This is a genomic window from Nonomuraea sp. 3-1Str (genome assembly GCF_031570565.1).
Lineage (GTDB): Bacteria > Actinomycetota > Actinomycetes > Streptosporangiales > Streptosporangiaceae > Nonomuraea.
In genome coordinates this window covers 133,792-146,906 of sequence record NZ_JALHBK010000001.1, presented here as the reverse complement: position 1 = coordinate 146,906, position 13,115 = coordinate 133,792, and the positions used below count along the sequence as shown (strand labels likewise).

The 13,115-nt window shown below is 74.9% G+C and carries 13 protein-coding genes; 8 read left to right on the top strand and 5 right to left on the bottom strand.

Annotation, left to right across the window (positions count from 1 at the left end):
* Positions 1-3 precede the first annotated feature (3 nt).
* The 4 genes from MTP10_RS00840 to MTP10_RS00825 are packed head-to-tail and all read left to right on the top strand — an operon-like array spanning position 4 to position 5,168.
* On the top strand, positions 4-1,626 hold the full coding sequence (locus tag MTP10_RS00840; protein WP_310706978.1) for an ABC transporter substrate-binding protein: 1,623 nt from the start codon (positions 4-6) through the stop codon (positions 1,624-1,626).
* Positions 1,623-2,573 (top strand): ABC transporter permease, encoded by a 951-nt coding sequence (locus MTP10_RS00835; protein WP_310706977.1) that lies wholly within the window; start codon positions 1,623-1,625, stop codon positions 2,571-2,573. The genes MTP10_RS00840 and MTP10_RS00835 overlap by 4 nt, the downstream gene beginning before the upstream one ends.
* Complete coding sequence (locus tag MTP10_RS00830) at positions 2,573-3,424, top strand: ABC transporter permease (protein WP_310706976.1); 852 nt, start codon at positions 2,573-2,575, stop codon at positions 3,422-3,424. The genes MTP10_RS00835 and MTP10_RS00830 overlap by 1 nt, the downstream gene beginning before the upstream one ends.
* A gap of 40 nt (positions 3,425-3,464) precedes the next feature.
* Positions 3,465-5,168 carry an ABC transporter ATP-binding protein gene (locus MTP10_RS00825; protein ID WP_310706975.1) on the top strand — a complete coding sequence of 568 codons (1,704 nt, stop codon included), beginning with the start codon at positions 3,465-3,467 and terminating at the stop codon, positions 5,166-5,168.
* 68 nt (positions 5,169-5,236) lie between these two features.
* Here the strand turns inward: MTP10_RS00825 and MTP10_RS00820 are convergent, their stop codons facing one another.
* Together MTP10_RS00820 and MTP10_RS00815 are read right to left on the bottom strand one after the other, a co-directional pair.
* Positions 5,237-6,748 (bottom strand): ATP-binding protein, encoded by a 1,512-nt coding sequence (locus MTP10_RS00820; protein WP_310706974.1) that lies wholly within the window; start codon positions 6,746-6,748, stop codon positions 5,237-5,239.
* Positions 6,745-7,452, bottom strand: a complete 708-nt coding sequence (locus MTP10_RS00815; RefSeq protein WP_310706973.1) for a response regulator transcription factor — start codon at positions 7,450-7,452, stop codon at positions 6,745-6,747. The genes MTP10_RS00820 and MTP10_RS00815 overlap by 4 nt, the downstream gene beginning before the upstream one ends.
* Before the next feature lie 145 nt (positions 7,453-7,597).
* Here MTP10_RS00815 and MTP10_RS00810 point away from each other — a divergent pair, with 145 nt between their 5' ends.
* The 3 genes from MTP10_RS00810 to MTP10_RS00800 are packed head-to-tail and all read left to right on the top strand — an operon-like array spanning position 7,598 to position 10,361.
* Complete coding sequence (locus MTP10_RS00810; protein WP_310706972.1) at positions 7,598-8,959, top strand: ferredoxin reductase family protein; 1,362 nt, start codon at positions 7,598-7,600, stop codon at positions 8,957-8,959.
* Positions 8,960-8,988: 29 nt separating this feature from the next.
* Positions 8,989-9,543, top strand: coding sequence for an FMN-binding protein (locus tag MTP10_RS00805; RefSeq protein ID WP_310706971.1), 555 nt, complete (start codon positions 8,989-8,991; stop codon positions 9,541-9,543).
* Positions 9,540-10,361, top strand: coding sequence for an FAD:protein FMN transferase (locus tag MTP10_RS00800; protein WP_310706970.1), 822 nt, complete (start codon positions 9,540-9,542; stop codon positions 10,359-10,361). The genes MTP10_RS00805 and MTP10_RS00800 overlap by 4 nt, the downstream gene beginning before the upstream one ends.
* Here MTP10_RS00800 and MTP10_RS00795 read toward each other — a convergent pair.
* Positions 10,327-11,100, bottom strand: coding sequence for an alpha/beta hydrolase (locus MTP10_RS00795; RefSeq protein WP_310706969.1), 774 nt, complete (start codon positions 11,098-11,100; stop codon positions 10,327-10,329). The two genes, MTP10_RS00800 and MTP10_RS00795, sit on opposite strands and share 35 nt — an antisense overlap.
* A 105-nt stretch (positions 11,101-11,205) precedes the next feature.
* Here MTP10_RS00795 and MTP10_RS00790 point away from each other — a divergent pair, with 105 nt between their 5' ends.
* Positions 11,206-11,613, top strand: a complete 408-nt coding sequence (locus tag MTP10_RS00790) for an SRPBCC family protein (RefSeq protein ID WP_310706968.1) — start codon at positions 11,206-11,208, stop codon at positions 11,611-11,613.
* A gap of 68 nt (positions 11,614-11,681) precedes the next feature.
* On the opposite strand, the gene MTP10_RS00785 is transcribed toward MTP10_RS00790, so the two are convergent.
* Complete coding sequence (locus MTP10_RS00785; RefSeq protein ID WP_310706967.1) at positions 11,682-12,638, bottom strand: MerR family transcriptional regulator; 957 nt, start codon at positions 12,636-12,638, stop codon at positions 11,682-11,684.
* 158 nt (positions 12,639-12,796) lie between these two features.
* Entirely contained in the window at positions 12,797-13,060 is a 264-nt protein-coding gene (locus MTP10_RS00780; RefSeq protein ID WP_310706966.1) for a hypothetical protein, read from the bottom strand.
* Positions 13,061-13,115 lie beyond the last annotated feature (55 nt).

The following is a 13,115-nucleotide window of genomic DNA, read 5'->3' as shown; positions in this document are numbered from 1 at the left end:
CCCGTGAAGCACCTCCGCAGGACGCTTCCCCTGCTGGTCGCCGCGTCGCTGACGGTGACCGCGTGCGGCGGCGCGCCCCGCGAGACGGCCGCGGCCGCCGACGGCGGCAGCCTCACCTGGGCCGTCGAGACGCAGCCGGTCACCTTCAACCCGCACCTGTGGGCGCAGAACAAGGCCCGCCTGCTCGTGTGGAACCAGTTCGACGCGCTGCTGTCCCGGGGTGAGGACGGCTCGTTCGCGCCCTGGCTGGCCCGCTCCTGGGAGGTGTCGGCCGACGGCCGCACCTACACCTTCCACCTGAGGGAGGGTGTGACGTTCCACGACGGGGAGAAGTTCGACGCCGCGGCCGTCAAGGCCAACCTCGACCGGTTCCGCGTCCCCGGCTACAACCCGACCGTGGCGTCGATCCAGCTCAGCGCCTTGGAACGGGTCGAGGTGGTGTCCCCGGCCGAGCTGAAGGTCCACCTCAAGCGGCCCGACGCGCTCTTCCTCGACTTCCTCGCCTCGCCGTACGGCGGGCAGGTCTCCCCCAAGTCGCTCAGGACGGCCAAGAACCTCAAGGCCGGCGGCCCCGACCTCGTCGGCACCGGACCCTTCATCCTGGACCGGTACGTCCAGGGCCAGGAGGTCCACTACCGGCGCAACCCCGCCTACGCCTGGGCGCCCCCCACGGCCGCGCACCAGGGGCCCGCCCACCTGGCCGAGGTCACCTACCGGTTCCTGCCCGAGTCGGCCGTCCGGGTCGGCGCCCTCACCTCCGGCCAGGCCGAGGTCATCGAGGGCGTCCCGGCCACCGAGGTGGACCTGGTCAAGAAGGACCCGGACCTCGCCTTCCAGACCGCGCTCAACTCCGGCTCCGCCTACACCTACTACTTCAACACCGGCCACGCCCCCTTCGACGACAAGCGGGTGCGGGAGGCGTTCCGCGAGGCCGTGGACCTCGACGCCGTGCTCGCCTCCGTCTACCGGGGACAGGCCACGCGCGCGTGGAGCGTCGTCGGCAAGGCCGGCCCGTTCTACGACGCCTCGCTGGAGCGGACGTACGGGGGCGACACCGCCAAGGCCAACGCCCTGCTCGACCAGGCCGGCTGGACCACCCGCGACGCCCAGGGGTTCCGCACCAGGGACGGGAAGAGGCTGACGGTCCGCACGGTCTCCGCGGCGCCGTTCGTCCGCGACCGGCGCGAGATCCTCGCCCAGGCCATCCAGGCCCAGGTCAAGCAGAACGCCGGGATCGACTTCCAGATCAGGATCGTGGACCAGGGCTCGGCGCAGCAGGCGCTGGACCGCGACGAGTACGAGGTGTTCGAGAACTCCCGCGGCGACACCGACGCCGGCGCGGCGCTCAACCTCATCCTGGCCAGGCAGGCGCCCATCAACCGCACCCACTTCTCCGACGCCTCGATCGACACGTGGCTCACGCGGGCGTCGCGCGTGTCCGACGTCAAGACCCGGACCGCCCTGTACGCGAAGGTCCAGCGGGCCGTGGTCGCCGAGAACGCGATCGCCTTCCCGATCTACGTGCCGTCGGACCAGCTCGCCGCCCGGCGCAGCGTCAGCGGCCTCGGCTTCGACCCGGTCTCGGGCACCCCGAAGAGCGCCTACGACGTCCGGATCGCCCCGTGACCGCCCCCTTGAATCCGTTACGGGTGGCGGCCCTGCGGGCGGTGCTGCGCATCGGGTCGGCCGTGGCCGTGCTGTGGGCCGCCGCGACCGTCTCCTACCTGGCGCTCTGGCTGGCCCCCGGCGACACCGTGGACATCCTCGTCGGCGACGGCCCCGACACCCCCGAGATCAGGGCGAGGATCGTCGCCGAGTGGGGCCTGGACCGCCCCGAGGTGGTCCAGTACCTCGCCTACCTCGGCCGCCTCCTCCACGGCGACCTCGGCCGGTCGTACCAGCTCCAGCGGGGCGTCGGCGAGGTGCTGGCCACGCAGGTGTGGCCCACGGCGCAGCTCACCCTCGCCGCGGCCGGCGCCGGCGTCGCGCTGGCCGTCGTGATCGCCCTGCTCACCGCGGGCCGGTCACGGTGGCCGCGCCGCCTCGCCTCCGCCGCCGAGCTGGTGTCGGTGTCCGTGCCGCAGTTCGTCATCGGCATGCTGCTCCTGGTCGTGTTCTCGTTCTCGCTGGGCTGGTTCCCCGTCTCGGGGGCGCGGGACCTGTCGGCGCTGGTCCTGCCGGCCCTGGCTCTCGGGCTGCCGATCGCCGGGGTGCTGGGGCAGGTGCTGCGCGAGGGGCTGGAACGGGCGCTGGAGCAGCCGTTCGCGGTCACGGCCCGCTCGCGCGGTCTCACCGAGCGCGCCCTGGTGGCCCGGCACGCGCTCCGGCACGCCGCCCTCCCCACCGTGACGCTGACCGGCTGGTTCGTCGGCGTGCTGCTGGGCGGGGCCGTCATCACCGAGGCGCTGTTCGGCCGGCCCGGGCTCGGCCAGGTCACGATGCAGGCGGTCACGGGCAAGGACATGCCGGTCGTCATGGCCGTGGTCATCCTGTCGGCGGGGGTGTACGTGACCGTCAGCACGCTGCTGGACCTGGCCTACCGCCTCATCGACCCGCGACTGAGGAGCACGTGATGACCGCCGCCGCGGACGCCGCCCCGCCTCGCCCCACCCGCGCCCCGCTGGTCCTCCCGGCCCTCTTCCTCCCGATCCTCTTCCTCGCCGTCCTGGCCGTGGCCGTCGCCGCCCCCGGCCTCGTCGCAGGCGTCGACCCGCTCGCCGCCGACCCGCTGCGCGCGCTGGCGCCCCCCGGCGCCGGGCATCTGCTGGGCACCGACCACCTGGGCCGCGACGTGCTGGCCCGGGTCGTCCACGGGGCGCGGCACTCGCTCAGCATCGGCGTCCTGGCCACCGCCGTCGCCGTGACGGCCGGCGTGCTGCTGGGCCTGGCCGCCGGTCTGGCGCACCGGTGGGCGGGCGAGGCGCTGGCCCGCGCGTTCGACGTGCTCTCGACCTTCCCCGAGCTGCTGCTCGCGCTCCTGGTCGTCGCCGTCACCGGCCCCGGCACGGTGAACGTGGTGCTCGCCATCGGCATCGCCCAGATCCCCACGTACGCCCGGGTGGTGCGCGCCCAGACCTTCGTGGTCCGCAGGTCCGGGTACGTGGAGCAGGCGGTCACCTTCGGCCACTCCCGGGGCCGGATCGTCGCCCGCCACGTGCTCCCGAACGCCCTGGGCCCCATCCCCGTCCTGGCCACCCTCGGGCTCGGCCAGGCGATCGTCGCCGCCTCGGGGCTCAGCTTCCTCGGCATGGGGCCGCAGCCGCCCGCCGCCGAATGGGGCGCGATGCTCTCCGAGGCCCGCAACTACCTGCGGGTCGCCTGGTGGGAGGCGCTGTTCCCCGGCCTGGCCGTCACCCTGACCGTCGTCTGCGTCACCGTGGTCGGCCGCCGCCTGCAACGCCGCTTCGAGGGGAGGGCCGCATGACCCGCCCGGCCGTACAGGACACCACACCGGAGGACGACCGATGACCGAGCTCGCCGTACGCCAGGAGGGTCCCGTCGCGGCCGGTGGGCCGCTGGTGGAGGTGCGGGACCTGCGCGTGTCGTTCCCCGGCGCGGGGGTGGAGGCCGTACGGGGCGTGTCGTTCACGATCGCGCCCGGCGAGTGCGTGGCCGTCGTGGGCGAGTCGGGGTCGGGCAAGAGCGTCACGGCCCGCGCCCTGCTCGGCCTGGCCGGACCGGGCTCGGTCGTCGGGGCGTCGGCGCTGACGGTGGACGGCCGGGACGCGCTCGCCTTCGGGCCGCGCGACTGGCGGCGCGTGCGCGGCGGCTTCGCCGGGCTGGTGCTGCAGGACGCGCTGGTCTCGCTGGACCCGCTGCGCACCGTGGGCGCGGAGATCGCCGAAGTCCTCGCCGTCCACGGCCCCGGATCCTCCGCCGTCTCCCGAGCCGGGTCACGGGCGGAGCGGGCGGCTCGCGTACGGGAGCTGCTGGAGGCCGTCGGCGTGCCCGAGCCCGAGGTGCGGGCGGGACAGTACCCGCACGAGCTGTCCGGCGGGCTGCGGCAGCGGGCGCTCATCGCCTCCGCCATCGCCGCCGGGCCCCCGCTGATCATCGCCGACGAGCCCACCACGGCGCTGGACGTCACCGTGCAGGCCGGGATCCTCCGGCTGCTCGCCGCCCGCAAGGCCGCCGGCACGGCGCTCCTGATGATCAGCCACGACCTGGCCGTGGTGTCGTCGATCGCGGACACGATCCTCGTGATGAAGGACGGCCGCGTCGTCGAGGAGGGCCCCGCCGGGGACGTCCTGGCCTCGCCCGCGCACCCCTACACCCGCGCCCTGCTGGCGGCGGTCCCGTCGGCGGCCACCAAGGGCACGCGCCTGTCCGCCTCACCTCCCACCCGCACCGCGCCCCCTCCTCCCGTGCCCACCCCGTCAGTGCCACCGGACCCGGCCGCCGGGAACGGTCCGGCCGCGCTGGACGCGTCCGGCCTGTCCGTCCGGTACGGCCCGCGCACCGCCGTGGACGGCGTCTCCTTCACCCTGCGCCCCGGCGAGGCGCTGGGCGTGGTCGGCGAGTCGGGCTCGGGCAAGACCACCCTGGCCAGGCTCGTCCTCGGCCTGCTGGAGCCGCACGCGGGCGAGGTGCGGCTGCACGGCCGCCCCTGGAGCGGCGTCCCCGAGCGCCACCGCCGCTCGCGCCGGTCCCTCATCCAGGTCGTCTCCCAGAACCCGCTCGACTCCTTCGACCCCCGCCACACCGTGGGTCGCCTGGTCGCCGAGCCGTTGAGGGGGCCGCGCGGGCCGCGCCTCGTGCAGGCGCTGGAGCTGCTGGAACGCGTCGGCCTGCCCCCGGAGCTGGCCCGCAGGCATCCACGCGAGCTGTCCGGCGGGCAGCGGCAGCGCGTGGCCGTCGCGAGGGCGCTCGCCTCCCGCCCCGAGGTGCTGGTCTGCGACGAGCCGGTCTCCGCGCTGGACGTCTCGATCCAGGCCCAGGTGCTGGACCTGCTGGCGGAGATCCAGCGGCGGGACGGCACGGCGCTGCTGTTCATCTCGCACGACCTGGGCGTCGTCCACCACCTGTGCGACCGGGTGCTGGTGATGAAGGACGGCCGGGTGGTGGAGGAGGGCGGCGTGGACGAGGTGTTCCACCGCCCCCGCGACCCGTACACGCGGGACCTGGTCGCCGCCGTGCCCCGGCTGACCCCGTCTCCTGGGAGGGCGTGAACGCGGCCAGCCGCCTGCGGAACTCCTCGGCCGTGGGACCCGCCCGCGTGAGACTTGCCGGCGTGAGCTCACGGCGGTGGCGGCTCCGCGGGGGACGGCGGGTCGTCGGGCAGGCGGAACCAGAAGACGGTACTTCCTGGCCCGCCGTCCACGCCGGCCGTGCCCCCGTGCGCGGAGACGACGGCGCGCACGATCGCCAGCCCGAGGCCCGTGCCGCCGGAGGCGCGCGAGCGGTCCTTGTCCACGCGGGAGAACCTCTCGAAGATCTCCTCCCGCAGCTCAGCCGGGATGCCGGGGCCGTCGTCGGCGACGGCCAGCTCGGCGCCGTCCGGCAGCCGCCGCACGGTGACCGTCACGGTGGTGCCGGCCGGCGTGTGGACCCGCGCGTTGGCCAGCAGGTTGGCCACGACCTGGTGCAGGCGGAGCGGGTCGCCGGGGACCGTGACGGGCTCGTGCGGCAGCTCCAGCCGCCACCGGTGGTCCGGTCCGGCGGCGCGGGCGTCGCCCGTCGCCTCGATGGCCAGGCGCGTCAGGTCCACCTCGTCGCGGGCCAGCGGCCGTCCCGCGTCCAGCCGGGCGAGCAGCAGCAGGTCCTCCACCAGCTCCCCCATCCGGCCCGACTCGGCGTCGATGCGGTCCAGCGCGTGCCGTACGGAACCCGGCATGGGATCGGTGGCGCGCAACGCCAGCTCGGCGTGCCCGCGGATGGCGGCGAGCGGGGTGCGCAGCTCGTGGCTGGCGTCGGCGGCGAAGGCGCGCAGCCGCTGCTCCACGGCATGGCGTCGGCCCAGCGCGTCGGCCACGTGCCCCAGCATGCGGTTCAGGGCCGCGCCGACCTGCCCGGTCTCCGTCCGCGGGTCGGTGTCGGGCACCCGCTCGGCGAGCGTCACCTTCCCGCTGGCCAGCGGCAGCTCCGACACCCGGCGGGCCGTCGCCGTCACCCGGTCCAGCGGGCGCAGCGCGAGCCGCACCCACACCGCCCCGGCGACGCCCGTCACGGCCAGCGCGGCGCCGAACAGCACGACCTCGAAGAACTGGAGCCGGCGCATCGTCTCCTCCGCCTCGTGCAGCGGCAGGCCCGTGATCAGCACGTCGCCGTCCGCGCCGGGCAGCGCGAGCACCCGGTAGTCGTCCAGGTCGCCCAGGTCCACCGTGCGGGGCACCCCGTCGGCCGGGACGGCGGCCAGCACGGCCTGGTCCTCCGCCGTGAGCACCGGCTCGGCGCCGAGCCGGGAGGTCACCACGGCCGCATTCGTGATCTTGCCGTTCAGCAGCCGCACGCCCAGCGTGCCCCGCGCCTGTCCCCGGGTGTCGCCCCGTTCCCTGGACTCCTCCGCGTGCTCCAGGCTGGCGGCGTACCGGCCGCCGGCGCCCACGAGCTGCTGGTCGACGCGTTCGAGCAGGAAGTGCCGCATCGCCAGGGAGGTGGCGACGCCCACGGCGACGCAGGCCAGCGCCAGCAGCACCAGCAGCCCCGCGATCAGCCGCCCGCGCAGCGTCCGCGGCGCCGCCGGCCGCCACGCCCGGCGCCCCTTCCCGGCCGCCGGGCCGGTGGCGGCCTCGGTCACGGGTCCGGTCATGGCTTGAGCACGTACCCGACGCCGCGCACGGTGTGGATGAGCGGGGACCGGCCCGCGTCGATCTTCTTGCGCAGGTAGCTGATGTACAGCTCCACCACGTGCGCCTGCCCGCCGAAGTCGTACGACCAGACGTCGTCGAGGATGCGTGACTTGCTCAGCACCACGCGCGGGTTGCACATGAGCAGCCGGAGCAGCTCGAACTCGGTCGGCGTCAGGTCGATCAGCGTCCCGCCCCTGGTCACCTCCCGCGCCTCCTCGTCCATCACCAGGTCGGCGACGACCAGCCGGTTGCCGTTGCCGGGGCGGGCCATCCCGGCGCGGCGCAGCAGCCCGCGCAGCCGCGCCAGCACCTCGTCCAGGCTGAACGGCTTGGTCACGTAGTCGTCGCCGCCGGCGGTGATGCCCGCCACGCGGTCCTCCACGGCGTCGCGGGCCGTCAGGAACAGCACGCACACCTCGGGGGCGTCCCGCCGGATCCGGCGCAGGATCTCCAGCCCGTCGAAGCCGGGCAGCATGACGTCCAGCACCACGGCGTCGGGCCGGAACTCGCCCGCCAGCCGCACCGCCGCCGGGCCGTCGCCGGCCGAGCGGACCTCCCAGCCCTCCTGACGCAGGACCTCTTCCAGGACCTCGACGATGTCGGGCTCGTCGTCCACGACGAGCACGCGGATCGGCGCGCCGTCCGGACGCAGCAGCGTCGTCATATCCACCCCCGTTCCCACAACATATGTCCCAGCTCTGAGACTCCTCTGAAAACTCCTGGTTCACGGCCTTTCAGAGGACTCTCAGAGGTTCGGCTGGCACGGTGACTCCGGTGTGACCCGCACACGAGCGACGCGAGGAGGATCCGTGACCACCGCTTACGCCCCCACCCGGGTGTCCGGGCCGCCGGCCCCGGCGCCCCGGCGCGCCGCCATCGTCCGCCCCGAGCCGTTGCTCGCCCTCATCGGGCTGGGCGCGGTGGCAGTCGTCGCGCTGTGGTGGCGCGACACGCCGTACGTGGCGGGAGCCGACGGGTGGCTCACCAACGCCGCCCGCATCACCGGGCTGCTCGCCGGCTACGCGATGGCCGTCCTGATCGGGCTCATGGCCAGGGTCCCGGCGCTGGAGCACGGCGTCGGCACCGACCGGCTCACCCGCTGGCACGCCCTCGGCGGCAGGTACGTCGTCGGGCTCGCGGCCGCGCACGTCCTGACCGTCGTCTGGGGGTACTCGCTGGCCGACCGGATCGGCGTCGTGGACGAGACGGTCACGATGGTGCTGACCTTCCCCGACATGTTGAAGGCCACCGTCGCCGTGCTCCTCCTGTTCGGCACCGGCATCGTCTCCGCCCGCGCGGCACGCCGCCGGCTGCGTTACGAGACCTGGTACCACCTGCACTTCTACACCTACCTGGCGGCGTTCCTGGCGTTCGGGCACCAGCTCGGGACGGGGGCCGAGTTCACGGGTGACCCGGTCGCCCGGGTCGCCTGGTACGCGCTCTACCTGGGGGTGGCGGCGCTGGTCGTCTGGTACCGGTTCCTGGCGCCCGTCCGGCTGTCGCTGCGGCACAGGCTGCGCGTGGCCGAGGTGGTCCGGGAGGCGCCGGACGTGGTGTCCATCCACGTCACCGGCCGTGACCTGGGCCGGCTGCGGGCCGAGCCCGGCCAGTTCTTCCGCTGGCGCTTCCTCACCCGGGAGCTGTGGTGGTCGGCCAACCCGTACTCGCTGTCGGCCGCGCCGGGCGGGACGCTGCGCATCACGGTCAAGGCGCTGGGCGACCACAGCGCCGCCCTCACGGCGCTCCGGCCCGGCACCCGGGTGCTCGCCGAGGGTCCGTACGGCGCGCTCACCGGCCGCCTGCGCCGCCGCGACAAGGTGCTGCTGATCGCCGGAGGGGTCGGCATCACGCCGCTGCGGGCGCTGTTCGAGACGCTGCCCGGCGAGGTCACCCTGCTCTACCGCGCCCGCACCGAGGCCGGCCTGGTGCTCAAGGAGGAGCTGGAGCGGATCGCCCACGCGCGCGGCGCCCGGCTGTTCTTCTCGACCGGGCCCAGGAGCGACGCGGAGCCGCTGTTCGACCCCGGCGTGCTCGCCCGCCTGGCGCCCGGCCTGAGGGACCACGACGTGTACGTGTGCGGGCCGCCCGAGATGACCCGCGCCGCCATCGCGGCGGTGCGGGCCGCGGGGGTGCCGGCCGGCCGCGTCCACCACGAGTCGTTCACGTTCTAGGAATCTCGCGATCTTCCAAGGGGGAACCGATGCGCAGGGCACTGCTCGCCATCGTCGTCACAGCCGCGGGCCTGGTGCTGCTGCTGTCGTTCAAACCGCACCAGGTCACCTCGGCCGCCACGCCGCCGGCCGCGGTCGCGCAGGCGCCGGCGGGGCGTTCCGGCGGCTCGGACGACTCCGGCGACCACGACGGCTTCGACGGCTTCGACCGTTCCGGTGACTCCGACGGCTCCGGCGGGTCCGACCGGCTCGATCTCCCGGCGCCCGCCCCCACGACGAGCGCCACGCCGCCGGCCGCGGGCTCCGGCGGGAAGACCGTCACCGGGGCGGCCGCCGACACCCGCTGGGGCCCGGTGCAGGTGCGCATCACCGTCGCCGACAAGAAGATCACCCAGGTGGAGGTGCTCCAGGCGCCCGACGGCAACCACCGCGACATCGAGATCAACCAGCGCGCCCTGCCCGTCCTGCAGCAGGAGACGCTGACGGCGCAGAGCGCGCGGATCGACACCGTCTCGGGCGCCACGTACACCAGCGTGGGCTACATGACCTCTCTCCAGAGCGCCATCGACCAGGCGGGCCTGTGACCGCCGCCGCGGCGCCCGTGACGCGGCACGCCGAGCACGTCATGGGCACCGTCTTCTCCTTCGACGTGCGCGGCGACGGCGACCACCGGGACGGCATCGGGCGGGCGGTCGCCTGGCTGCGCCACGTGGACGCCGTCTTCTCCACCTACCGCCCCGACAGCCCCGTCAGCCGGCTCGGCCGCGGCGAGATCGGCCTCACGAGCTGCCCCGCCGAGGTGGCCGAAGTACTGGCGCTGTGCGCGCGGGTCGAGCGCGACAGCGGCGGCTACTTCACGGCCCACCCGCCCGGCGGGCGCCTCGACCCCTCGGGCCTGGTCAAGGGCTGGGCGATCGAGCGCGCCTCGGACCTCCTCACGGCGGCCGGCCTGCCCCGGCACAGCGTGAACGGCGGGGGAGACGTCCAGCTCGGCGCCGAGCCCGAGCCCGGCCGCCCCTGGCGCGTCGGCGTCGCCGCACCGCCGACGGCGGCCGGCCGTCCCGCGGACGGCGCGCTGGCCACCGTGGTCGCGGGGGCCGGCCTGGCGGTCGCCACCTCCGGCACGGCCGAGCGCGGCCACCACATCGTGGACCCGCACACCGGGCGGCCCGCCACCGCCCTCGCCTCCATCACCCTGGCCGGCCCCCGCCTCACGACCGTCGACGCCTACGCCACCGCCGCGTTCGCCATGGGGGAGGCGGCCCGCGACTGGGTGGAGGACATGGAGGACCTGGAGGCGCTCGCGGTCACGGCTGCGGGGCAGACGTGGCGGACCAGCGGCTTCCACCGGCACGTGCCGCCCGAGTTCAGAGGATTCCTGCCCGCTTGGCCGCCCCGTTGATGAGCGCGGCCGTCAGACCGCCGTGCTGGTACGGGAACGCGTGCGCCCCCGGCACGGTCACCGACCGCCCGTCGGCGGCGGCCGTGGCCAGCCGGTCGGCCCACGCCTGGGGCGAGAACGCGTCGTGGACGCCCCGGGCGACGACCATCGGGCACGACACGGCCGGGACCAGCTTCTCCGGCTCGTCCTCCTGCGCCGTGCGCACGAACCGGGCCAGCGCCTTCAGCCCCGCCCGCCCGTAGTACGGCATCGTGGCCGGCAGCAGGCCCGCCGGCTCGTGACGGGTCGTCCGGAGGTACGGCACGATCAGCCCGGGACCGGTGCGCAGCTTCGGCGGGAACGTCGGCCCCAGCAGGACCAGCGCCCGCACGAGATCGGACCGCTCGGCGGCCACCCGGAGCGCGACCTGCGCCCCCGTGGAGTGCCCCGCGAGCACGACCGGCCCGGCCGGCACGGACTCCAGCCACCGCGTGACCAGCTCGGTGACGGCGGGCAGCTCGGGCGCGCACGACCACGGCGGCCGGCGCCCGAACCCGGGCACGTCCAGCAGGAACGAGCGCGCCCACGAGCCGCACCCGGCCAGCGTGTCGAACAGGTAGCCCAGGGCGCCGAGCCCGGGGACGATGACGACGGTCCGGCGGTCGGGGTTCTCCCGGCCCGTCTCCAGGCTGCGTACCCGCCGCCCTCCGGCGCCGTCCCAGCGCTCGTCCACCCGCACCCGCCCCATTCCTTCACCCACTCGTCCGTGTCCCCGCCATCCCGGACTACCTATCATGAGTCCCGCCAAACCCGCCCGCGCGCCTACAAGCGGTAACACTCGTGACGATCGGGTAGCGACAGCACCATGAGCACGAAGGAATACCACGCCACCCGCGAGGTGGAGGCCCTGGCCGAGGTCGTCTACAACACCGCCGGCGACCTGGATCGGCTGGGGCGCTGGCTGCCCGACGGCGTCACCGCCGAGCACCTGGAGGACGGGCTCGTGCTGGTCCGCTGGCGGCTCGGCGGGCGGCAGGGGGAGACGCGGTGCGCCCTGTCCACGGACGACGAGCGGCTGCGCGTGGAGTGGCGCGCCCAGGACGTGCCGGAAGTGGGCGGCTGGCTGGAGGTCGGCCAGGCCGGCGCCGGCGCGTCCCGGGTAGAGGTGTGCGTGACGGCCCCCGCCGACGCCCACGCGACCGTGGAGAGCCTGACGGAGAGCGCCCTGACCCACCTCCAGGAGGAGGTGGGCGAGAACTTCACCGCCGGGTGACGGCCGGGCGCTCAGCTCACGAGGGCCTGGGTGGCCGATGCCTCACCCCGGCCTTGTGAACCCCCTGGTCACTGAGCGACTCGGGCGCGCAGGGCGCGGAGGGTCCAGTCGAGTGAGGGCGTCAGGCTCTCGGGAGGGGGCCAGCCGTTGACGACGGCGAGCAGGCGCAGGTAGCGCTCCCTGCGCGGATCGTTCACCGCCTCCAGGTACTCCAGCAACCCTTCGCCGCCCACGACACCATCGGCGGGCGCCGTCCCGCCGGGCGGGGGCACGAGCCGGGCGCAGCGTGCCAGGACCGCCGCGACGACGGGCTCCGCCTCCGCCGACACCGGATCGACCCCCGCCGCCACCGCCGGCCGCACCTCCTCCCGTACCATCGCGGCCGCGTCCGGCCGTGGCACGGCGCCGGGAGCCGTGCCGGCCGCGTAGGAGTCCGCCACGCGCCGCATCAGCGCCCGGAAGCCGGGGTCGCGGGAGAGCTCGGCCAGCTCCACCCACGCCTCCACCTGCTCGGGCTCGGGATCGTCGGGCAACTCGGGCGTCATCGAGCGCCGGATCCCGGCGAACGCCTCGGCGCCCGCGTCGCCGGGAGCGCCGAACGCGGTGTCGAGGAACTCCCCGATCAGCCGGCGCCGCTCGTCCTCGGAAAGCCTGGCCAGTCTGTGCATGAGCTTCGTCTCCTCAGGGGTTGATCCGCGCCTGGCCACCGCCGTCAGCACCGCCCGCCGCAGCCGTAGCGTCCGGATCTGCACCGCGAGGGCCTCGGCGTGCGCCTCGGCGACCTCCGGCAGCGACACCTCCCGCTCCACGACCCTGCGCACCGTGGGCAGGTCCAGCCCCAGCTCGCGCAGCGTCCGTACGAGATCCAGCCGCGCGACGGCCTCGACGCCGTACAGGCGGTAACCGGCCGGGGTGCGGCCGGCCGGCGGCACGATGCCCTGATCGGAGTAGAACCGGATGGCCTTGACCGTCAGGCCGGTCCGCCGTGCCAGGTCACCGATCGAGTAGAGCGCGTCACCGTCCATGCCCTCACCCTGCCGTCTCCCCGTACGGGAGACTCAAGCGGCGGTGGCATGATGCCGGGATGGATGATCGTCCCCTCGCGATGCCCGAGCTCCCGGCCGGCGGCGGACTCCTGCTGCGCCCGTGGCGGCTGGACGACGTCGCGGATCTCGCCTGGACGCTAGGGGCGTGACCAGGGGGTCAGGGGATCGGGGGGCTCCAGGAACCGTTTCGCCTTGGCCACGCAGTCCGGGCAGACGGGCTCCTCGACCGACCGGGCCACCGCTTCCGGGGTGGGCTCGCGCATCGAGCCCAGGACCGTCATGCCGGGCGGAAAGCCGGTCTCCGGGTCGATCGCGAACATCGTGACCGCCGCCGGATCGAAGCCGAACGTCCGCCTGCAGCCGTAACAGCGGCCGATCGTGGTGATCCGCTCGTCCGTCATGAGATGTCCACCAGGGCCTTTTCAGGGTCCATGCGCCCATGGTCGCACACCATGT

Coding starts and splice junctions, on each gene's coding strand:
- MTP10_RS00825 (WP_310706975.1), top strand. CDS start 3,465: ATGACCGAGCTCGCCGTACGCCAGGAGGGTCCCGTCGCGGCCGGTGGG.
- MTP10_RS00805 (WP_310706971.1), top strand. CDS start 8,989: ATGCGCAGGGCACTGCTCGCCATCGTCGTCACAGCCGCGGGCCTGGTG.
- MTP10_RS00790 (WP_310706968.1), top strand. CDS start 11,206: ATGAGCACGAAGGAATACCACGCCACCCGCGAGGTGGAGGCCCTGGCC.
- MTP10_RS00830 (WP_310706976.1), top strand. CDS start 2,573: ATGACCGCCGCCGCGGACGCCGCCCCGCCTCGCCCCACCCGCGCCCCG.
- MTP10_RS00820 (WP_310706974.1), bottom strand. CDS start 6,748: ATGACCGGACCCGTGACCGAGGCCGCCACCGGCCCGGCGGCCGGGAAG.
- MTP10_RS00815 (WP_310706973.1), bottom strand. CDS start 7,452: ATGACGACGCTGCTGCGTCCGGACGGCGCGCCGATCCGCGTGCTCGTC.
- MTP10_RS00785 (WP_310706967.1), bottom strand. CDS start 12,638: ATGGACGGTGACGCGCTCTACTCGATCGGTGACCTGGCACGGCGGACC.
- MTP10_RS00780 (WP_310706966.1), bottom strand. CDS start 13,060: ATGACGGACGAGCGGATCACCACGATCGGCCGCTGTTACGGCTGCAGG.